The sequence below is a fragment of the Deltaproteobacteria bacterium genome, assembly GCA_009692615.1.
GTDB lineage: Bacteria > Desulfobacterota > Binatia > UBA9968 > UBA9968 > DP-20.
The window spans coordinates 1-20,111 of record SHYW01000098.1; the positions used below are offsets into that span (position 1 = coordinate 1).

Annotated in this window: 20 protein-coding genes and 3 tRNA genes; 6 read left to right on the forward strand and 17 right to left on the reverse strand. The window is 56.3% G+C overall.

Annotated elements, in window-relative coordinates; all coding sequences use genetic code 11:
* Positions 1–126 precede the first annotated feature (126 nt).
* Positions 127–840, forward strand: a complete 714-nt coding sequence (locus EXR70_19580; protein ID MSP40696.1) for a site-specific integrase — start codon at positions 127–129, stop codon at positions 838–840.
* Positions 841–929: 89 nt separating this feature from the next.
* Here EXR70_19580 and EXR70_19585 read toward each other — a convergent pair.
* The 8 genes from EXR70_19585 to EXR70_19620 all read right to left on the reverse strand — a co-directional run bounded on the left by EXR70_19585 (position 930) and on the right by EXR70_19620 (position 9,758).
* A tRNA-Arg gene (locus EXR70_19585) sits at positions 930–1,006 on the reverse strand.
* A 73-nt stretch (positions 1,007–1,079) separates the two neighbouring features.
* Positions 1,080–1,171, reverse strand: a tRNA-Ser gene (locus EXR70_19590).
* A 245-nt stretch (positions 1,172–1,416) separates the two neighbouring features.
* Positions 1,417–2,595, reverse strand: a complete 1,179-nt coding sequence (locus EXR70_19595) for an extracellular solute-binding protein (protein ID MSP40697.1) — start codon at positions 2,593–2,595, stop codon at positions 1,417–1,419.
* A gap of 41 nt (positions 2,596–2,636) precedes the next feature.
* On the reverse strand, positions 2,637–4,334 hold the full coding sequence (locus tag EXR70_19600; GenBank protein MSP40698.1) for an iron ABC transporter permease: 1,698 nt from the start codon (positions 4,332–4,334) through the stop codon (positions 2,637–2,639).
* Positions 4,335–4,365: 31 nt separating this feature from the next.
* Positions 4,366–5,478, reverse strand: coding sequence for an ABC transporter ATP-binding protein (locus EXR70_19605; protein ID MSP40699.1), 1,113 nt, complete (start codon positions 5,476–5,478; stop codon positions 4,366–4,368).
* A 228-nt stretch (positions 5,479–5,706) separates the two neighbouring features.
* Positions 5,707–8,061: a heavy metal translocating P-type ATPase gene (locus EXR70_19610; GenBank protein ID MSP40700.1), complete on the reverse strand. Its 2,355-nt coding sequence runs from the start codon at positions 8,059–8,061 to the stop codon at positions 5,707–5,709.
* 110 nt (positions 8,062–8,171) lie between these two features.
* Complete coding sequence (locus EXR70_19615; protein MSP40701.1) at positions 8,172–9,575, reverse strand: MBL fold metallo-hydrolase; 1,404 nt, start codon at positions 9,573–9,575, stop codon at positions 8,172–8,174.
* Between the two features lie 94 nt (positions 9,576–9,669).
* Positions 9,670–9,758, reverse strand: a tRNA-Ser gene (locus EXR70_19620).
* Positions 9,759–9,928: 170 nt separating this feature from the next.
* On the opposite strand from EXR70_19620, the gene EXR70_19625 reads away from it, so the two are divergent.
* Together EXR70_19625 and EXR70_19630 are read left to right on the forward strand one after the other, a co-directional pair.
* Positions 9,929–10,186 (forward strand): type II toxin-antitoxin system prevent-host-death family antitoxin, encoded by a 258-nt coding sequence (locus EXR70_19625; GenBank protein ID MSP40702.1) that lies wholly within the window; start codon positions 9,929–9,931, stop codon positions 10,184–10,186.
* Positions 10,183–10,599 (forward strand): PIN domain-containing protein, encoded by a 417-nt coding sequence (locus tag EXR70_19630; protein ID MSP40703.1) that lies wholly within the window; start codon positions 10,183–10,185, stop codon positions 10,597–10,599. The genes EXR70_19625 and EXR70_19630 overlap by 4 nt, the downstream gene beginning before the upstream one ends.
* A 252-nt stretch (positions 10,600–10,851) precedes the next feature.
* Here the strand turns inward: EXR70_19630 and EXR70_19635 are convergent, their stop codons facing one another.
* Genes EXR70_19635 through EXR70_19670 form a run of 8 tightly spaced genes read right to left on the reverse strand, consistent with a single transcriptional unit; the run spans position 10,852 to position 15,200 of the window.
* Positions 10,852–11,184 carry a DUF2127 domain-containing protein gene (locus tag EXR70_19635; protein ID MSP40704.1) on the reverse strand — a complete coding sequence of 111 codons (333 nt, stop codon included), beginning with the start codon at positions 11,182–11,184 and terminating at the stop codon, positions 10,852–10,854.
* A 6-nt stretch (positions 11,185–11,190) separates the two neighbouring features.
* Positions 11,191–11,370 (reverse strand): hypothetical protein, encoded by a 180-nt coding sequence (locus EXR70_19640; GenBank protein MSP40705.1) that lies wholly within the window; start codon positions 11,368–11,370, stop codon positions 11,191–11,193.
* A 29-nt stretch (positions 11,371–11,399) separates the two neighbouring features.
* A complete protein-coding gene (locus EXR70_19645) occupies positions 11,400–11,618 on the reverse strand; it encodes a hypothetical protein (protein ID MSP40706.1) in 219 nt (72 codons plus the stop codon).
* A 9-nt stretch (positions 11,619–11,627) separates the two neighbouring features.
* Entirely contained in the window at positions 11,628–12,344 is a 717-nt protein-coding gene (locus EXR70_19650) for an isopenicillin N synthase family oxygenase (protein ID MSP40707.1), read from the reverse strand.
* Between the two features lie 15 nt (positions 12,345–12,359).
* Positions 12,360–12,767: a hypothetical protein gene (locus EXR70_19655; GenBank protein MSP40708.1), complete on the reverse strand. Its 408-nt coding sequence runs from the start codon at positions 12,765–12,767 to the stop codon at positions 12,360–12,362.
* Positions 12,768–12,826: 59 nt separating this feature from the next.
* Positions 12,827–14,098 (reverse strand): serine--tRNA ligase, encoded by a 1,272-nt coding sequence (locus tag EXR70_19660; GenBank protein ID MSP40709.1) that lies wholly within the window; start codon positions 14,096–14,098, stop codon positions 12,827–12,829.
* A gap of 9 nt (positions 14,099–14,107) precedes the next feature.
* On the reverse strand, positions 14,108–14,473 hold the full coding sequence (locus tag EXR70_19665) for a YraN family protein (protein ID MSP40710.1): 366 nt from the start codon (positions 14,471–14,473) through the stop codon (positions 14,108–14,110).
* Positions 14,474–14,498: 25 nt separating this feature from the next.
* Positions 14,499–15,200: a ribonuclease HII gene (locus EXR70_19670; GenBank protein ID MSP40711.1), complete on the reverse strand. Its 702-nt coding sequence runs from the start codon at positions 15,198–15,200 to the stop codon at positions 14,499–14,501.
* Positions 15,201–15,307: 107 nt separating this feature from the next.
* Between EXR70_19670 and gatC the strand changes: the two genes are divergently transcribed.
* Genes gatC through gatB form a run of 3 tightly spaced genes read left to right on the forward strand, consistent with a single transcriptional unit; the run spans position 15,308 to position 18,509 of the window.
* Entirely contained in the window at positions 15,308–15,595 is a 288-nt protein-coding gene (gene gatC, locus EXR70_19675) for an Asp-tRNA(Asn)/Glu-tRNA(Gln) amidotransferase subunit GatC (GenBank protein MSP40712.1), read from the forward strand.
* Complete coding sequence (gene gatA, locus EXR70_19680) at positions 15,592–17,049, forward strand: Asp-tRNA(Asn)/Glu-tRNA(Gln) amidotransferase subunit GatA (GenBank protein ID MSP40713.1); 1,458 nt, start codon at positions 15,592–15,594, stop codon at positions 17,047–17,049. The genes gatC and gatA overlap by 4 nt, the downstream gene beginning before the upstream one ends.
* Positions 17,022–18,509 (forward strand): Asp-tRNA(Asn)/Glu-tRNA(Gln) amidotransferase subunit GatB, encoded by a 1,488-nt coding sequence (gene gatB / locus EXR70_19685; GenBank protein MSP40714.1) that lies wholly within the window; start codon positions 17,022–17,024, stop codon positions 18,507–18,509. The genes gatA and gatB overlap by 28 nt, the downstream gene beginning before the upstream one ends.
* Positions 18,510–18,534: 25 nt before the next feature.
* Here the strand turns inward: gatB and EXR70_19690 are convergent, their stop codons facing one another.
* Positions 18,535–19,932, reverse strand: coding sequence for an SPOR domain-containing protein (locus EXR70_19690; GenBank protein MSP40715.1), 1,398 nt, complete (start codon positions 19,930–19,932; stop codon positions 18,535–18,537).
* Between the last annotated feature and the right edge of the window lie 179 nt (positions 19,933–20,111).

The following is a 20,111-nucleotide window of genomic DNA, read 5'->3' on the forward strand; positions in this document are numbered from 1 at the left end:
GACGCACACACTTGGCCTATATCGAACCAACTCCAACAAGGTGGGGTTCCGCTATGGCCAGGTTTCTAACTTACGACCTCAACCCAACGCACTACCCTGACATAATCGCGTTGCTGTTAACATGACATATTGACGTTGCCACGACACCCGCTGACGCGGGAAGAAGTGAAAACGCTGCTCGATAAAACCGTGGAGAAAAGCCCGCACTGGTATCCCCTGCTATTATGCGCGACGCGCACCGGCATGCGCGAAGGCGAGTTGATCGGACTCAAGGGAATTGACCTAGACTTTCGCGGGCAGTTCATCGAAGTGCAGCGGATTCTCTCGCGGGGCGAGCTGACGACGCCGAAGAACGGCAAAACGCGGCGGGTGGACATGAGCGGCCAACTCAAGGACGTATTACAGGAGCTGCTATCCAAGAAGCGAGCGGCGGCGCTGCGAAAAGAGATGGAGAAGCCCGCCGGCGAACGACGGGACGCGGCGACGGTGGTGAACGAAGTCATGGAAGAATGGCTTTTCACAACCCCTGCGCCACGGGCCGGCAAGCAGCTCGACCCGAGCAATCTGCGGAAAGTCTTTCAAAGCCTACTCACCGCGGCCAAGCTGCGACGTATTCGCTTTCATGATATGCGACATAGCTTCGCGTCGCTGTTGATCGGCCAGGGCGAAAGCCTGGCCTATATCCGCGACCAGCTCGGCCACCATTCGATTCAGATCACCGTCGATACCTACGGCCACCTGGTTCCGGGCGGCAATCGCCAAGCGGTCGATAAGCTCGATGACCTTAGCAGCAAAACCGTGGAAAGAACCGAGCTAGATGAGCGAGCGGCGGAAGCCTAAAAAACTGTGGATAAGTAGCGCAGTGGAAACAAATTTGGAAACAATTGGAAAGAAGACCGGATTTTTGGCGTGCAAAGTGTTGAATTGTTTGGTGCGCCCGGAGAGATTTGAACTCCCAACCCCCAGATCCGTAGTCTGGTGCTCTATCCAATTGAGCTACGGGCGCGTGTAACGATTCCAAATTCCAGATCCCATATTCCAAATCTGGAATTTGGAATTTTGAATCTGGAATTATTAAATGGCGGAGAGAGAGGGATTTGAACCCTCGTTACGGAGTTAACCGTAAACACGCTTAGCAGGCGTGCGCCTTAGACCACTCGGCCATCTCTCCGTAAGGTCTAAGTATCGAATCCGGCGCTGCGACCGGAAGCACATGCATCTATGGCAATGGGTTCTTAACGAAACCGACGCATGGAGCCAAACGCTCTAACCGCGATAAATTAACATGCCGATCTCGGTTTTGCTACAGAATCGACTGTTGTAAACGCATTTAAGTTGGCTGAGCGATCGAAAGGGAAAGTTGGCCATCCGCAAAAGCGCTTGCCCTTTCGATCACTGCCAACCGTAGCTAGATTTTTACTCCCACACGGGCTTGACGTTCTTGTTGAGCCAAGTGGTTGGATCGCCCAAGAACAACGGGTCCGTGACGGGCAGCGGTTTCATCGCTTTACCGTAGGCCGATTCGATCGAGGTGTGCGACTTGAAGTCGTTACGCGAAGATTCGCGGCCGAGGGAATCGATGGTCCTTTGGCCTTCATCCGAGATCAACCATTCGGCAAACAGCTTCGCCGTATTCGGGTTTGGCGCCTTGGCGTATATGCCAGCCTGGCGCGGAAAAACCACCGGCGGAACGGTCTTCATGTAAGCCACCGGTGTCCCCTTGCCCATCTCCTCCATGACGTCATGCAACAACGCTGGCATACAAATCGAATATTCACCCGAGATCACCAGGCGAAACATCGCGCTCGTGCTCTTATGCACCGGTACCCCCAGCGCTTTGAGATTCTTCACGAAATTGTTGAAGCGATTATCGTCCTTCCATTGAGTCTTCAAACCCGAGAGCATAGAGCTCAATGGGCCAGCGCGCATGGGATCGTCCAACGCGACTAACCCTTTGTATTTGGGGCTGGCGACATCTTCCCAGCTCTTAGGCAAATCTGCCGGCTTCATCTTTTTTGTGTTGTATGCGAGCGCTTGGATTTGCAAGCTGACGGTCGCCATATTGGGATCGTGCAAATACAAAACATCGCGCTGCACCGTATCATAGTCCATGATCGCACCGGCGGCGCGAAGCACCGGCGGCGCGTTATCCGACAACACAACGTCCCAGCTCGCCTGGCCGGCTTGAAACTCAGTCAGGGCGCGGGTGACGATCTCCGGGTTACGTCCCTGCCAATAGGTCGCTTTAGTTCCAGGGTAGCGTTTCATGAACGCCTCGGTGATCACTTTCAGATGCTCGTTATCCCAAACCGAATAGACGACCAAATTTCCTTCCAACTTCGCCTTGGGATAAAGCTCTGCGCTCACCTGGGCGAACGCTTTGGCAGCCTTGGCGGTCGCCGCTGCGTTAGCCGCCTCCTGCTTCACCTGCTGACCGCCCGCCCGATTAGCCGGCGCGGCCGGCGCTTTTACCGCCGCTTTCGGCGCTTCCTTTGCAGCTTCTTTGGTCGGTGCTTTTTCCGCGGCGATCGCCGCGCCAAAAAAGAAATTCGCCGATAAAGCGATGGCCGCAGCCAACTTTGGTTTCCTGTCCATTCTACCCTCCCCTGGTTTGTCTACGTTTATTTTACGAACCGTCACAAACTAAACTTCATTTTGAAAGCGAATTTAGCCACAGACACGGCAACAATCAAGATCAGCAAATAAATGACGCCGCCCGCCGCGGCCTCGGCCCACTGGCCGACGCGAAAATATTCGAACAGCGTCACCGGTCCATATTCCAGTCCCGGCGCGGTCAACAACACCGCCACGTCGACGTTGCGGATCGCTTCGATGAAAATATAAAAAAGCGCGCCGCCCACCGCGGGCTTGAGGATCGGCAAAGTAACTTTGAAAAACACATGGCGCCAGCGCGCGCCATGCACCCAGGCGGCCTCGTCGAGTTCCTTGTGAATATTGACGATGGCGCCCGAGGCGTTACGAAAAGCGTAGGGGAAATAGGCAACGAACAATCCCAATCCCAATGCCCAAAGACTGTTGTAGAGCGGCGTACCGAGAAAAATGATCACTAAGCCGACCGACAACACCAACGGTGGAAACGCCAGCGGCAAGGTGCCGATGAACTCAAAGAGTTTGGTCCCGACGGTACGGGTCCGGTGGATCGTAAAGGCCATGACAATCCCCGCCAACACCGTGATCAACGCGATCACAATCGACAACAGCACCGAGTTACGCAGACCGTTGACGAAACTGGCATGCTGCAAGACCGTGCGATAGTTTTTCAAACTCATGTGCGCCGGAAAGGTCATAAACGTATCGTAGTCGAAGTATGGGATGATCGAGACCACGATCAGAACGATGAACGGCAGCACGATGCCGGCGAGAAAGTAAAGACAGACGGCGGCGAAGGTGACGTATTTCCACGGGCCGATATCAATCACGCGGACGCGATAACCTTTACCCGTTATCGTCGCGTAGCGGTCGGAGAAGCGCGTCGCGCGCACATAAAAATACAGTGTGATGACCGACAATATAACCAACACGACGCTATAGGCGGTGGCCAGCCCGGTGTTGAACTCGAGAGCCATGGAATCGTAAACCCGGCTGACGAACACCTTGATATTGCCCGGCGTCCCTTGCAGCACCGGCGTTTCGAACGAGCGTAGGGCGCGCAGGAAATTGAGCACGAAGGCGGAAATGAACGCCGGGATCGCCAACGGGAAGGTGATCTTCAGCATCGTGTTGATCGGCTTGCTGCCGGCGATATAGGCGCTCTCTTCCAAGGATGGATCGAAGGAGAGAAAAACCGGTAACAAGAATAGGTAGCCAAGCGGCACGCAGGCGATGCCGAAGGTCCAAATCATCCCCAACATGGTAAAGGCGTTGAACACCGGATAGGCGATGCCGAGAAACTGTTCGAGCATGCCATTTAAGATGCCCGACTTCGGCGCCAGGAGAAGAATCCAGGCGATGTTCTTCATGATCGGCGGCATCAACAACGGATAGAGCGGCATCAGCTCGACCAATGCCTTGCCTGGCGTGTTGGTGCGCGCGACAATCCAAGCGAGCAGCGCGCCGACGACCGTTCCCAAAAGCGCCGATCCGCCGGCATACACCAACGAATTGCCGAGCATCGGCCAAAGATCCTTGTCGCTGATCACGCGCGCATAGTTGGCGAGGTTCAAACCGACGTTGAAGCCCAACTTACCACTGGTGAAGCTGCGCCACATCACGACTACCACGGGGGCAATGATCACCACCCCGGCAACTGCGCTGGCAAAAAGTGGAAAAAGACTCCCCTGGCGCAGGGCAAGCCGGTTTGCTTTCCAAGTCACGCTGACAAATCTCCTCGGTAGTTCTGCGGGGCTAGGCGGCGGTCCGTTTGGGGATGAGGCTGATGGCCGATTTTTCGATACAAAGAAAAACCTTGCCGTTCTCGCCGTCGACGTTAATCATCGGGCATAGCCGATGTGAGGTCACCAGCACTTCTTTGGAGCCGATCTGCACGCGGTGGTCGGTCAACCCGCCGCGATACTCGCGGCTGGTCATCTCGCCTTCGAGAACATTAATGGCATCCGCCGAAAACTTCTCGTGGCTCAGTCGCAGATCGCCGTTCTTGATCACCACGCTGCAAGGTCCGCTGGCCAGTCCGTCCTTAGGAGCGGCACAAATCAACTGGGCATTGTCGAACTCAGGAATTTGGACTACGCATTCACCATCCACCGCCTTGACCACGTTGCCTTCGACCAGAGTCGATCGGCCAATAAAAGAAGCGACAAAGGGATCTGACGGGGTGCTGTAGAGTTCATCGGGCGAGTCGTATTGCAAAATCTTCCCGCCATTCATGACAATGACCTTATCGGAAATCACGAACGCCTCTTCCTGATCGTGGGTCACATACAACGCGCTGATGCCGACCTTCTTGATCAGCTTTTTCAACTCAACGCGCATCTCTTCACGAAGCTTGGCGTCGAGGTTACTGAGCGGTTCGTCGAGCAGAATCAAACGCGGCTCAAGAACGATGCTGCGGGCCAAAGCAACCCGCTGCTGCTGACCTCCGCTCAATTGCGATGGATATCGCTCTTCGCGTCCGCTCAAGCCAACGAGATCCAAGCAAGCCAAAACACGACGTTTAATTTCATCGGCCGGGAATTTTCGCAGATTCAACGAGAAGGCGACATTTTTAAACACCGTCATGTGCGGCCAGAGCGCGTAGTTTTGAAAGACAAAACCGATCTCGCGTGAATAGGGCGGGATCAGCACGCCATTCTCGATGGAAGTCTGAACTTTGTCGCCAATGGAAATCGATCCGGCATCGGGAATTTCCAGCCCAGCGATGGAACGCAGCAACGTCGTCTTGCCGCAACCCGACGGCCCGAGAAACGACAGAATCCCCTTGTCGAATTCGAAGCTGACGTTATCGAGAGCTTTCAGATCTTTGTAAAGTTTGGTGACGCCTTCGACTTTGAGTATTGCCATTAGTCAATCCAAGCTGAGCTGAGTGCAAAATGCACGCCGCAACCTCACGGCGTAAACACTCTTACTCTAAACCTTGATGAATTTAAACAGACTCACAGGGTAATTTTGCAGTTTTGGCGTTGGCGGCATGAAGGTTTCCATAGCTAGAGCGGCACCGCAGAAAATCCCCTCGATGATTTCCTGAGCAAACCCCGCCAGCAAATTAGGCGGCGCTCCAGAAACGAAGCATTACAGTCGCAGCCTGTTTAACCGCAGCGCGTTGCTGATCACCGACACCGAGCTGAAAGTCATCGCCGCGCTGGCGATCATCGGGCTTAAGAGAATGCCGAAGAATGGATAGAGAATTCCCGCGGCGATGGGCACGCCGAGGAGATTATAAAAGAACGCGAAGAAAAGATTCTGCCGGATGTTGCGCATCGTTCCCTTGCTCAAGTTGCGCGCTTTGACGATGCCGCGCAGGTCGCCTTTGACCAGCGTCACGCTGGCGCTTTCCATTGCGATATCGGTTCCGGTGCCCATGGCGATGCCGACTTGCGCTTGCGCCAGCGCCGGCGCGTCGTTGATGCCGTCGCCGGCCATGGCGACGATCCGGCCGGCGGCTTGAAGCTGCTTGATCACTTCGCCCTTCTGGCTCGGCAGCACGTCGGCATGAACTTCGTCGATGCCAAGCTTGCGAGCCACCGCATCGGCCGTCACTTTGCTGTCGCCCGTCAACATGACGATACGAAGACCGTCGGCGTGCAACTGTTGAATCGCTTCAGCCGTCGACACCTTCACCGGATCGGCCACGCCGATCAAACCCGCCAACTGTTTTTCGATGGCGACGAATATCACCGTCTGCCCTTCGACACGCAACTGCTCGGCGCGCTCGCGCAAGGCAGTCGCATCGATCTTCATATCGTCGAATAATTTTTGATTCCCGAGCGCGACTCGCTTGCCTTCGACGACACCAAAGATTCCTTTACCGGTGTGGGATTGAAATCCCTGATCTTTTGCAATCGGCAAACCTTTTTGTTGCGCGCCGGCGACGATCGCCGCAGCCAGAGGATGCTCGCTGGCTTTCTCCAAACTCGCAGCCAAACGCAGCACGTCAGACTCACTCGCGCCTGAGACAACTTCCACCGTCGTCAACTTCGGTTTGCCTTCGGTCAGCGTGCCGGTCTTGTCGACCACCACAGTGTCGACCTTTTCCAAAAGTTCCAGCGCTTCGGCATTCTTGATCAACACACCCGCCGCCGCGCCGCGTCCGGTGCCAACCATGATCGACATCGGTGTCGCCAATCCCAAAGCACATGGGCAAGCGATGATCAGCACGGCAACCGCATTGACCAGCGCGTACGCCAAACGCGGCTCCGGGCCGAGCAAGACCCAAATAATGAAGGTCGCCACCGCGGCCGTGACAACCGCTGGGACAAAATAGGCCGAAACCAAATCAGCCAATTTTTGAATCGGCGCGCGGCTGCGCTGCGCCTCGCTAACCATGCGCACAATCTGCGCTAACAAAGTCTCGCTACCGACACGCTCGGCGCGCATGACAAAGCCGCCGGTGCCGTTCACGGTGCCGCCGGTGACTTTGCTGTTGGCAATTTTTTCTGTCGGAATAGCCTCGCCGGTGACCATCGATTCGTCCACCGAACTCTGACCTTCGGTGACCACGCCGTCCGTAGGAATTTTTTCGCCGGGGCGAACGCGAAGCGAATCGCCAACCTTGACCAGCTCCAGCGACACATCATGCTCGCTGCCATCGGCGCTAATAAGGCGCGCGGTTTTCGGCGCCAAGCCGAGCAATGCGCGAATCGCGCCGCTGGTTTTGCTGCGCGCGCGCAGTTCAAGCACTTGGCCGAGCAAAACTAAAGTAGTGATCACCGCCGCCGCTTCGAAATAAACAGCCACCATGCCGCCGTGGACGCGAAACGAACTTGGAAACCAGCTCGGCAACAGCGTCGCCACCACGCTGTACAAATAAGCCGTGCCGACGCCGATACCGATCAGCGTGAACATGTTCGGACTGCGATTGATCACCGACGCCCACGCGCGCTCGAAGAACGGCCAACCACACCAGATCACCACCGGCGTTGATAGAATGAATTGAAACCAGCCCAGCGAATTCGGCGACATGAGTTGATGCAGCGGCTGTCCAGGCAACATGTCGGACATCGCGGTGATGAGCACAGGCAGAGACAAAATCACGCCAACCCAAAAGCGCCGTGCCATGTTTTCCAATTCGGGATTTTCTTCCTCAGCTAACGTGACCGTCTGCGCTTCCAATGCCATGCCGCACTTCGGACAAGCGCCCGGCGACACTTGGTGTACTTCTGGATCCATCGGACAGATATAGATCGCGCCGGGAATTTTCGGCTTCAATTCAACTTGGTGGGAATGGGCGGCGGGCGCCGAAGATTGCGAACTTTGCCGCGCAGTAGCGGCGGCGAGATATTTAGCCGGATCGGTTTGAAATAAATTCTGGCAATGGACGCTGCAAAAATAATGCGTCGTGCCATCGTACTCGAATTTTCCCGCCGCCTTCGCCGGGTCGACGGTCATGTCACAGATCGGATCGAGCATGTTGTCGGCTTCTGCCATTTGCGTATTCCCAACAGAGGGCGACCGGCCGGTCGCCCCTACAAGCGGACTTCTTCTGAAAATTCTTTGCGTTCTCTGCGTACTTTGCGGTGAGATTTCCGAATCTAAATCTACGCTAGCGAAACCTTCTGCTGAAACTTGGCGATCTCGACGTTCCACTTCAATCGTTCGCGAATGACATCCGCTAGCGCCTGTGCGCCCGCCGGCTCGCCATGCACGACATAGGTCAGCTTCGGCGCTTTCGGAAAAGTTCCGAGCCAGCGCAAGATTTCGCCTTGATCCGCGTGCGCGGAAAAGCCGTCGAGCACTTTGACCTTCGCGCGCACTGGAATCACTTCGCCGAGCATTTTGATTTCCTTGGCGCCGTCCTGCAGCGTTCGGCCGCGGGTTCCCACCGCCTGATAGCCGGCGAGCAGCACCGTCGTATCGTCCTTGGGCAACCGGTGCTTCAAATGATGCAGCACGCGCCCGCCGGTGGCCATGCCGCTGGCGGATATAATAATCAGCGGCCCCTTCATATTGTTGATAGCTTTGGACTGCTCCGGCGTTTTCGCCACCACCATGCGGCGCGAACGTAGTGGGTTGTGCTCATCATTGCTCAACTGCGCCATTTCGAAATCATGCTCTTCAGTATGGCGCGAGTAGATTTCCGTCGCTTCGATGCCCATGGGACTGTCAACATAGACTGGAATCGCCGGAATCTCGCCGGCGTCTTCCATCTTACGAATCGTGTAAACCAACTCTTGCGTGCGGCCGATGGCAAACGCGGGAATGATCAAGCAACGGCGCTGCTCGGCGGTCCCTTTGATCACCGCGCGCAATTCGCTCTCCGATTCCTTCGGATGAATGCGATTGCCGTAAGTCGATTCGATCAACAGCCAATCGGCGGCAACGCCAGGTTCCGGGTCTTTTAGAATTGGCCGGTCGTAGCGGCCGAGATCGCCGGAGTCGAGCAAAACCTTTTGCTCGCCATTTACTTCAAAAGCGAAGCGCGCCGAACCCGCGCCGAGAATATGACCGACCCGGCCGAAATCGAGCATCACGCCATTGGCGATTTCAATTTGCTCGCCCACCCGCACTGGACGCAAAAGTTTCAGTGTCGCTTCCGCGTCTTCGATGGTGTAAAGCGGCAGCGCCGGACTATGTTTCGAATAACCTTTGTAATTAGCATAGCGCGCTTCCTCTTCCTGCAAATGCGCCGCGTCGGGCAACATCACACGCAAGAGATCGCAAGTACCGGGCGTCGCGTACACCGGCCCGCGAAAGCCCTTGGCAACCACACGCGGCAGATAGCCGGAATGATCGATATGCGCGTGAGTGAGAATCACGCTGCGCAGCCGGGCCAAATCGATCGGCAGCGGCGCCCAATTTCTTTGGCGCAGCTCCTTCAATCCTTGGAACAAACCGCAATCGATCAGAACTTGATCCGCGTCGTTAGCGAAGAGATATTTCGAGCCGGTGACGCCGCCAGCCGCGCCAAGAAACTGCAACGTCGGTGCCGATGTGTTAGCCATGCATTTACCCTTCCACAAAGTCATCAACGCCGCAATGCGTATTTGCCTTTGCTCAGCACTTTTATGTCACCTCTCAACGCTGTGAATTTAGGGTTGGCGGAGGGGGCGAGATTTGAACTCGCGGCCCACGGTGTGGGCGCCGGTTTTCAAGACCGGTGGATTAAACCGCTCTCCCACCCCTCCGAGATTGGCAATTGGTAGTTTAACTAAGCCGGCAAGGTTTGCCGCCAACAATTAACTGTTGCATAGAATAACGATTCGGAAATGAGGTTACAAGATCGACAGCGCAATTGGCTCTTATGAAATCATGCTTCAACGTAGGCTTGACAGGGTAGCCATTATCTAGTCATATTATGACCATGAATACTGTAAATGTAGCCACACTAAAAGACAAACTGAGCTATTATCTGGGCTTGGTTAAGAAGGGGCAGCAAGTTGTGGTCACGTCGCATCGCCATCCAGTTGCCCGCATATTACCTTCTGACGCTCCGACCGCGCGTATTTTGGAGCCTACCCGTCCGGTCAAGGATCTTTTGAAAATCAAAGGCGTAAAACGGCGACGCTCGGTTTCTGCTGTGGAAACACTGCTAAGTGATCGCCGACGCCGATGAACGTCTACGTGGATACGTCCGTCGTCCTGCGCGTCCTATTTGGAGAACCCAAACCAATAGATTTTTGGGGGCGATGGGATCGCGCGTACAGTAGCGCATTATGGCGCATCGAAGCGCTTCGTACTGTAGATCGTTTGCGGTTACTTCATGAAATCACCGATATCGAGGTCGCTGACCTCGTGCGAGATATCCAAGCCACGCATGAGAGTTTCGCGATCTGCCCGCTAGATGAGCGAATCTTGCAGCGGGCGAGCGAGACGTTCCCGACTGTCGTCGGTACGCTCGACGCGATCCACCTCGCAACGGCCATCTCAATACGCGAGTCTGACAAAGTTGATTTTCTTCTTACCCACGATTCTCAGCTCGGCACGGCGGCCCGAAGCGTCGGCTTTCACGTCAGGGGAACAACGTAGTCACCGCTAAATTCGATTTGGCAAATACCCATTGAGCGGGTCACGATCCAGGATGCACCGGTCAGCGCGAATAATTTTTTCCAACGCCATGGCGAGCTGGTTTGGCAAACTTCCGAGTAATTTATTGATCTCGGTGCCGAAGCCGACCTCGCGCTCTTGCCAAAGCTTTTCATCGCTGGGCTATGCGCGTTCCCGTAACAGTACTCAGCTGGGATTCAAAACCCGCGCCGCCGCCCTCCAATCCGCGCGCGGCTAATTTTTGACTCGATGGCGCGAGCTATTCTCACGCAACATGTAGATAAGATAGCCAACGACGGCGATGTTAATTGCGATCACGCCGACCTTCAGCACAGTGAAACGTTTGACCAGCTCGAAAATCTCCAGCGGAATCAGCGCCGCGGTCGCGATCACGGTCAAGTATTCCGCCCAAACTTTCTGGCGCAACAGACCGATTCCTTCGGTAATCACCACGGCTGCGTAAACAAACGTGCCGGCGCTCAAATGGCGCAGCGTTCGCTCGTCGACGAACATGAGCTTTTCCAATACCCAGTGGATGTAACGGTTGTCGGGATCCACGTGCAGCATCTCGACTCACTGCAGCGCGAGATCGTAAACATCGACATGGACGAGCTTTGCCGCGCCGGTACCGACGATCACCAGCAGCGCGCCTTTGACCAGCTTGAAGATGGCGATCGCTTCGAGGCCGCGGTCGATGTGCGCGAGCCTAGCCGAATTTTGCTTCTCAGGAATATTGGGATTCGGCAATTGCATTAATTTCGCTGTCGGTCGAATGAACATTATCAGTAACGATGCCGCCGGCTCGCTTCCGCCCGGGCGCGCAGATGTTCGCCCGCCGTGATCGGTGGAAATTTCGCCGGACGGTCCGACCCCTGGCAAGGTTCGAGACAGGTGATCAACGCGTCGGGATTGGGACTATGAAAAAGCACGAAGGAGTAGCGATCTTTGTACGCGGCATCGCCAGAGGGATTGACGACTCGATGCGGCGACGAACGAAACATGCCGTTGGTCTAGTGCGAAATAAGATCGCCGGTATTGACGATGGCCGTACCGGGGAGCGCCGGCGCGGCGATCCAGCTGCCATCGGACGATTGAATTTCCAAACCGCCCTCGTCGTCCTGAAACAGTAAATTCATCCCGCCGAAATCGGTATGCGCGCCGGCGCGCAGTTGGCCGGGCGCCGGCGCGGCGGGCAACGGCGGATAGTGGAGCAAACGCAAAGTCGAATCGGTACGGTCGTGATACGGCACAAAATAATTTTTCGGCAATCCGAGCGACAACGCGATCGCGGCCATCAGCTCATTGCAGCTCGCCTTAGCGGCATCGAGAAAATTGAGCAAAGCGCGGCGAAACTCCGGCAGCTCTTCGGGCCAAGCGTTAGGCCGATGCGCTGACGGCTCGACACCGCATTGAAATATTTCTTTGAGATCCCCCGGCTGGCCTTCGTCGAGCGCTTGCACGCCGACGCCTTCGTAACCGCGCGTGCTGCCTTTTTCTTTCGGCTTGGCTTTGGCTTTGAATTCCGGCGCTAATGAAAAAAATCGCCGCGACTGAGCGAATACTTCATCGACCACAGGTTGGGCCACGCCGTGATTACGCAGATACATGAAGCCATGGGTTTCCAGCGCGCGACGCAATTCGGCAATTGTGGAATTTCGTCGAACCGCATCGCCCTCGGTAAAGCCGGCGAAATCGATGGTCGGAATTTTTTTCTCAGCCGTGTTCATTAGCCAATACAGATTTTACTGCAACAACTGCGGCGCCGGCTGCAACACTTCCACCGGCAACGAGCCAAGATGTTCGCCGTCGCTGTGCAGCGCGAATTCGTAAACACCGGGACCTGGGATCGTTAGCTGTTCCAAACGCAAGTTAATATTGGCGGCACAAAGTCCGGTGACGGCGCTTCTAGCATTGCTTTGATGCTTGATCTCGACGCGCGCCACCGATGTGCCTTCTACTCGTCGCAGTTCAACCGAAAGAGTGTGTTCGCCCTCGCTAGCGCAGCCGATTTGCGCGAACAGCCAAAAAGTCGGCAGCGGCGCGCGAAAGTCCGCGACCAGAAAGCGGTCGAAGACTCCCATCAAACTGAACTTGCCGGTCTTTTCTTCGCGCACGTCGTCGCACAAAGTGGCGAGAATTAGTTTAGCCATTAGAATTGAATTTAATTTTTGCAGCTCGCAAGCCTAACTAAGAAATGACCAACAAACCGTTAACCAATCCGTTCCATACCACCCATGTAGGGCCGCAGCGCGTCGGGAACGATCACGCTGCCGTCTTTCTGCTGATAGTTTTCCAACACCGCGACCAACGTCCGGCCGACGGCTAAACCGGAACCGTTGAGGGTATGCACAAACAACGGCCGTCCCTTCTTGTCTTTGCGATAGCGAATATTCGCCCGGCGCGCTTGAAACTCTTCGCAGTTGGAGCAGGAGCTGATCTCACGATAAGTGCTCTGCCCTGGTAGCCAAACTTCCAAGTCATAAGTTTTCGCCGACTGGAATCCCATATCGCCGGTACAGAGTTCGATCACGCGATAAGGAATCTTCAGCCGCTTGAGCACTTCTTCGGCGTTGCGCACCATCGCTTCCAACTCGTCGTAGGAAGTTTCCGGCTCGCTGAACTTCACCATTTCCACCTTGTTGAACTGATGTTGACGGATCAGTCCGCGCACATCTTTGCCGTAGGAGCCCGCCTCGCTGCGAAAGCACGGCGTGTAAGCGACATATTTGATGGGCAGCTCCTCGCGATCGAGGATCTCGTCGCGGTGGAGATTGGTCAGCGGCACCTCGGCTGTGGGTATCAGAAAATAATCGCCGGGAGCGAGATGAAACAAGTCTGCTTCGAATTTCGGCAAATTCCCAGTGCCGACCAGCGACGTGCGATTGACCAACGCCGGCGGCAGCATTTCTTGGTAGCCGTTCTCGCCGGTGTGCAGGTCCAACATGAAATTGATCAGCGCGCGCTCCAATTTTGCGCCCGCACCGCGATACACCGTGAAGCGCGCGCCGGTGATTTTCGCGGCGCGGGCGAAATCGAGAATGCGCAACTCCTCGCCGATGTCCCAATGATTTCTCGCTTCGAAATCGAACTTCGGCGGCTCGCCCCAACGGCGCACTTCGCGATTGTCATGCTCGCTCTTGCCGACTTTAACGCTTGGGTTAGGCAAGTTGGGCAGCGTCAACATGAAATTTTCGAAGCGCGCTTCGACATCGGCCAGCGGCGCTTCGCTATCGCGAATGGCGGCGCTGACTTCTTCGCCTTCACGCATTTCCGCGCCGGCATCGCCGCCGGCCTTTTTGAGCTTGCCGATCTCGCCGGAGAGACGATTTTTCTTTTCCTTCAACCGCTCGATGTTCGCCAAGGCGTCGCGCCGTTCACGGTCAAGCGCGACGAACTGGTCCCAATCCACCGCGCCGCCGCGCGTCGCCATGCGCTCCTTCACGCGCGCTAGATCTTCGCGCAGTAATTTTACGTCCAACATACAGGTCCTCTAAAAAACATCGAATGCATTTTCGATATGCTCAATCACGGGTTTACCGCCAGGCCAGGAGACACCGACGACGTCAAAGCGCGCGTCGCGTTGATGGAGTTTGCGTTCGTGCAAAAAAAACTGCGCCGCCCCAATCATCTTGCGCTGTTTGCGCGCCTCCACCGCTTCGAACGGCGAGCCGAAGCTATGGTCGGCGCGGGTCTTCACTTCGACGAAGACGATCACTTTGCGGTCGAGCACGATCAAATCGACCTCGCCGGTCTTGCAACGATAGTTGCGCTCGACCAACTTGTAGCCTTTTTTCTTGAGAAATCCCTCGGCAATCTCCTCGCCTTCTTGCCCCAGGCGCTTTCTAAAGAGACTCACAGGTTTTCACCAGATAGTAAACCAACTAATCCGCGGGCGTTCGTTCAATGAGATCGCGAACCGGCGCAAAGCTTTTTCTGTGAATCGGCGACGGCCCGTGACGACGCAGCGCAGCCAAATGCTGCGCGCTGCCATAACCTTTGTGGCCGGCAAAGCCGTAATCGGGATATTGCCGGTCGAAGCCGACCATCATCTCGTCGCGTGCCACTTTGGCGATGATCGACGCCGCGGCGATGGACAGACAGAGCTGATCGCCCTTGACGATGGTCTGTTGCTCAGCCGAAACTAGCGACGGCCAGCGGCTAGTCTGCAACAGATTTGCCGGAATCCGTTGATTGCCATCGATCAACAAACAGTCCGCTGGCGCTGTGAGCGCGTCCAATGCTTTTGCCATCGCCAACAAACTCGCCTGCAAAATATTGATGCGGTCGATCTCGTCCACTTCGACGATGCCGAGTCCCCAACTTACGGCCTGTTGTTGAATCAGCGGCGCCAAGCGCTCGCGCTGTTTAGCCGAGAGCAGTTTAGAATCTTTGATCTCGCCGTGATCGAAGCCGCGCGGCAACACCACCGCGGCCGCCACCACCGGACCGGCAAGCGGGCCGCGGCCGACTTCATCGAGGCCGGTGACGGAGGTGAAGCCGCGCTCATACCATTCACGTTCGAAGGGTCGAAAGCGCGCTTCGCCTCGAAGCTTCGCTAGCACCGCCGTTTGCCGATCTTGCATGGTCATTCATTTCTAGCCAAAAGGTCTGCTAACTGCAAATAAAACTCTTCGATAACCGCACCGATCGACGCGTTGGCATTGACCCTACCTTATGTTAAAAATTTCTCATGCCACTGACCCGTGCCCAAGTCCAACGCGTGGCGCTATTGGCGCGTCTGCGTTTGACCGAAGTTGAAGAATCGGCGCTCACCGAACAGCTCGACAACATTTTGAGCTACATGGACAAGCTCAATCAACTCGACACCGCCAATGTCGAGCTGTTCAGCCATGCCGCCAACGTCAACGCCGGATTACGCGAGGACAAAGTCACCAACCAGCCCAACGCCGAAGCGCTGCTGGCCAACGCCCCCGATCGCGACGCGACATTTTTTAAGGTGCCGAAAATCCTCGAATGAATCTCGCTCAACTCACTCTACACGAAGCCAGCGACAAACTGCGCGCGCGCGAGTTCTCATCCAGAGAACTGACCGAAGCGGTGTTCGCCCAGATCGCCGCGACCGACGAGCGGGTTCACGCTTACTTGACGCTAGCGCGCGACGGCGCGATAGCTCAGGCAAACCACGCCGATCAGCGTCTTAAACAAAATACCAACGGCTCTTCCATGTTGGGCATACCGCTGGCGATCAAAGACAATTTTCTCACCCACGGCCTGCGCACCACCTGCGCGTCGAAAATTCTCGGCGACTTCATGCCGCCCTACGACGGCACCACGGTGGCCAAACTGCGCGCGGCCGGCGCGGTGTTCGTTGGCAAGACTAATTTAGATGAATTCGCCATGGGCTCGTCGGCGGAAAATTCCGCATTCTTTCCGACCCGCAATCCGTGGAATCTCGAACGCATTCCCGGCGGTTCTTCAGGCGGCTCCGCCGCTGCGGTGGCCGCCGATCAATGCCTCGCCGCATTCGGCACCGACACCGGCGGTTCGATCCGCCAGCCCGCTGCTTGCTGCGGCGTGATCGGATTGAAACCGACCTATGGCCGGGTGAGCCGCTACGGCGTCATCGCCTTCGCGTCATCAATGGATCAAGTCGGGCCGATGACCAAAGACGTGCGCGACGCGGCGCTGCTGCTCCAGGCGATCGCGGGACATGATCCAGCCGACTCGACCTCGGCCAAACTCGCCGTGCCGGATTATCTCGCCGCGCTCAACGGCAACGTCAAAGGGCTGCGCGTCGGCGTGCCCAAAGAGTATTTCGTCAGCGGCATGCAAGCTGAAGTTGAGCAAGCGGTGCGCAGCGCCATCCGTGTTCTGGAACAAAATGGCGCCAGCGTCGAAGAAATTTCGCTGCCGCACACCGAATACGCCGTGGCGGTCTACTACATCGTCGCCACCGCCGAAGCGAGTTCCAATCTAGCGCGCTACGATGGCATGCGCTTCGGCCACCGCGCCGACGCCAAGGATTTGAACGAAACCTACAGGGTCAGCCGTGACGAAGGTTTTGGCGCCGAGGTCAAGCGGCGCATCATGCTCGGCACCTATGTCTTGTCGGCCGGCTACTACGACGCCTACTATCTCAAAGCCCAGCGCGTGCGCACACTGATCAAAAAAGATTTTGCCGAGGCGTTTAAGAAATGTGATGTCATCGTCACGCCGACGGCGCCAACCACGGCGTTCAAGATCGGCGAAAAAACCCAAGACCCGCTGCAAATGTATCTGTCGGACATCTACACCATATCGATCAACCTAGCCGGACTGCCGGCGCTCTCGCTGCCTTGCGGCTTCGACGGCGACGGCATGCCCATCGGCTTGCAAATCATCGGCAAACATTTTGACGAAGCGACGATCTTGCGCGCCGCTGATGCTTACGAACAAGCGACGGAATGGCACAAGAAAAAACCCAAGCTGTAGAATTAACGACGATGAAATACGAACCGGTCATAGGCCTGGAAGTTCACGCCCAACTGCTAACGGAATCGAAAATCTTCTGCGGCTGCTCGACTCAATTCGGCCGGGAGCCCAACGCCAACACTTGCCCCGTGTGCTGCGGATTTCCCGGCGTCCTGCCGGTGCTGAATAAAAAAGTCGTCGAGTTCGCCATCAAAGCGGGTTTGGCGACGCACTGCCAAATTACCCGGTCGAGCATTCTCGCGCGGAAAAATTATTTCTATCCCGATCTGCCCAAGGGCTACCAGATCAGCCAGTACGAACTGCCGATCTGCGCCGAAGGTTATGTCGACATCGAACTGGACGGCGCGGCGAAACATATCAGGTTGACGCGCATCCACATGGAAGAAGACGCCGGCAAAAATATCCATGACGCCCACAGCGATTCGAGCCTGGTCGATCTCAACCGCGCAGGCGTGCCGCTGCTGGAAATCGTCAGCGAGCCCGACATGGCCTCGGCAGCGGAAGCCGGCGCCTATTTGCGTACCTTGCGCGCGATTCTCCAGTACCTCGCGGTCTGCGACGGCAACATGGAGGAAGGCAGTTTTCGTTGCGACGCCAACGTCTCGGTGCGGCCGGTGGGAACCACGGCACTCGGCACCAAGATTGAAATTAAAAATCTAAATTCCTTCCGCGCCGTCGACAGAGCGATTGAATATGAAATCCGGCGCCAGAGCGAAACTCTCGAAGAGGGCGGCAAACTAATGCAGGAAACCCGGCTTTGGGACGAGCACCGCGAAGAGACCCGCTCCATGCGCTCGAAAGAGTCTGCCCACGACTATCGCTACTTTCCCGATCCCGACCTGTTGCCGCTGGTGGTCGACGAAAATTGGATCGCCGCGGTGCGCGACTCTTTGCTCGAGCTCCCCGCCGCGCGCAAGAGCCGCTTCATGTCGGAACTGGGGTTACCCGCCTATGACGCCGAGCTGCTAACCAGCCGCAAAGACATCGCCGACTTTTTCGAGCAGGCGTTAAAAATTCACGGCAACGCCAAGGTGCTCAGCAATTGGATCGTCGGCGACTTGTTTCGCGTGCTCAAAGAACGAAAGCTCGACGACCAGCTCTATATTGTGAACTGGCCGGTGTCGGCGACGCATTTAGCCGAGCTAGTGCAGCTCATCGATCAAGGAAAAATCAGCGGTAAGATCGCTAAGACAGTCTTCGAAGCGATGCTGGAAAGCGACAAAGCGCCCCGGCAAATCGTCAGTGAAAAAGGGCTGGAACAGGTTTCCGACTCGGGGAGTATCGAAACCGCCGTCGAGCAAGTGCTCGCATCCAACACCAAACAGGTCGAGCAGTTTCGCGCCGGCAACGACAAGGTTTTCGGTTTTCTCGTCGGCCAAGTGATGAAAGCGACCCAGGGCAAAGCCCATCCGCAAAAGGTCAACGAAATTTTACGCGACAAACTTACCGGCAACGGTTAGAGCGAAGTTTACTTGAAGATGCCAATCAGGGAATCGACGTGCGCGCTTCCGGTCGAAACCCCTGAGGCAGGCTGATCACGATACCGTTCAAGCCGTCTTGTTTGAACGTGCGCAGCTGGCGCTCGGCGTCGTCGCGCACGGAGAAATTTCCCAAACGCACGCGCAGCGAGCCTTCGCCGCCCGCTTCGGTCAGCGACACCGCATAACCGCGCTTCTCCATCGTCTCGGCCCAACGCTGGGCCTTATCTTTGTCATTGAATGCCAATTGGATGACGAACCCCTCTAACGCCTTGGGCGCTTTCGGCGCGCTGCGCGCCACCTCAGGTTTGGGCGGCAGAACTTCTGCTGGTTTATTTTTTAACGATGCCAATTGCTCGCCTGCCGACTTTTCAGTAGCGGGCGCCAACGGCTTCACTTCGACGACTCGAGGTGGCACCAACCGCGCGACCTTCGAAGCTGCCGCGTTCGGACCGCTTTCCACTGGCAACGGTGGAACTGCGGCCGCTTGTGGCGCTTTGGTTTCGATAACCGGCTTGGCGATTGCCGGCGCTTTTGCTATCGGCGTTGGCGCCTGAGGCGGCGCCGGTTCGAGCGCCACCACCGTCAGCGGTGGACTGTTTTCTAGGTGCGCGATCGGCGCCGGTTGCGCCGCGCTGGCGGCGGGAACGCGCGGCACGGTCTCCATCTGCATCTCGCCCGGCAAGGCGGCGAGATTATGCTCACGAATCACCGGGCGAAAATCCAGCTGTGGCTGCTCGGCGCGGAGGGAAACTAAGTTGAGCGGACCGTCGTCTTCGACCGAGTAAATTACCGCGTCGCGAAGCAGATCGCTGGCGCTCAGCTCCTGGCGGAGAAAATTACGCACTCGATCCTTGTTAAAATAAATGATTGCCCGCTCCAAAGTCACGCGATTGCCGGCCCGCTCGGCAACCACGTTGCGCCAGGCCAAATTCAAACCGTAGCCGCTCAACTCGCGGTCTTGGTAAATGTCGCTGTCGCCGCTGGTGATGCCCAACAACTCCAGACCGTAGCGGGCAAACACACGGCGCACCTTGTCGCTAAACACGCCTTTGACCTCGAAAGTATCCGGCGTCGCCAACACCACTTCGAGAAAACGCTCGTCGCCGGTCTTGGTCGCCGAGTGGGTAAAGAAACCGATGCCGCCCACCGACGATATGTTATTGGAGAACTGCAACGGCGAGGTTTTCGCATTGCGCGTAATGCGCTCGACGATGCGGTCCAAGTTGTCTTTGTATTTGGTGCCGAGATAGCGCGCCTTAGGCGTGCTGTAATAGCTTGCCGGGGTCGCAATCAGGCCGGTGGTTTCGGGCTTTCTCGGCGCCACATCCTCGAACAAAACGCAGCCACCCAAGGCAAGCATGCACAGGCCGACAATCGTGTTAACAGTTCGAGCAATAATCATTCAACCCCTTTGGTGCAGCGCGCCGGCCCAATCGAGCTATTATCGAAAAGAGTGGAAATAGAAAATAGGTGGCGTACCCTTTCGATACGATCAAAACGAAAGGCTGCCTGTTGAAGCAGGCAGAGAAAGGATACGCCGATGAAAGAGAAACACATTGATAGAAATGAATCAAAGGAAAT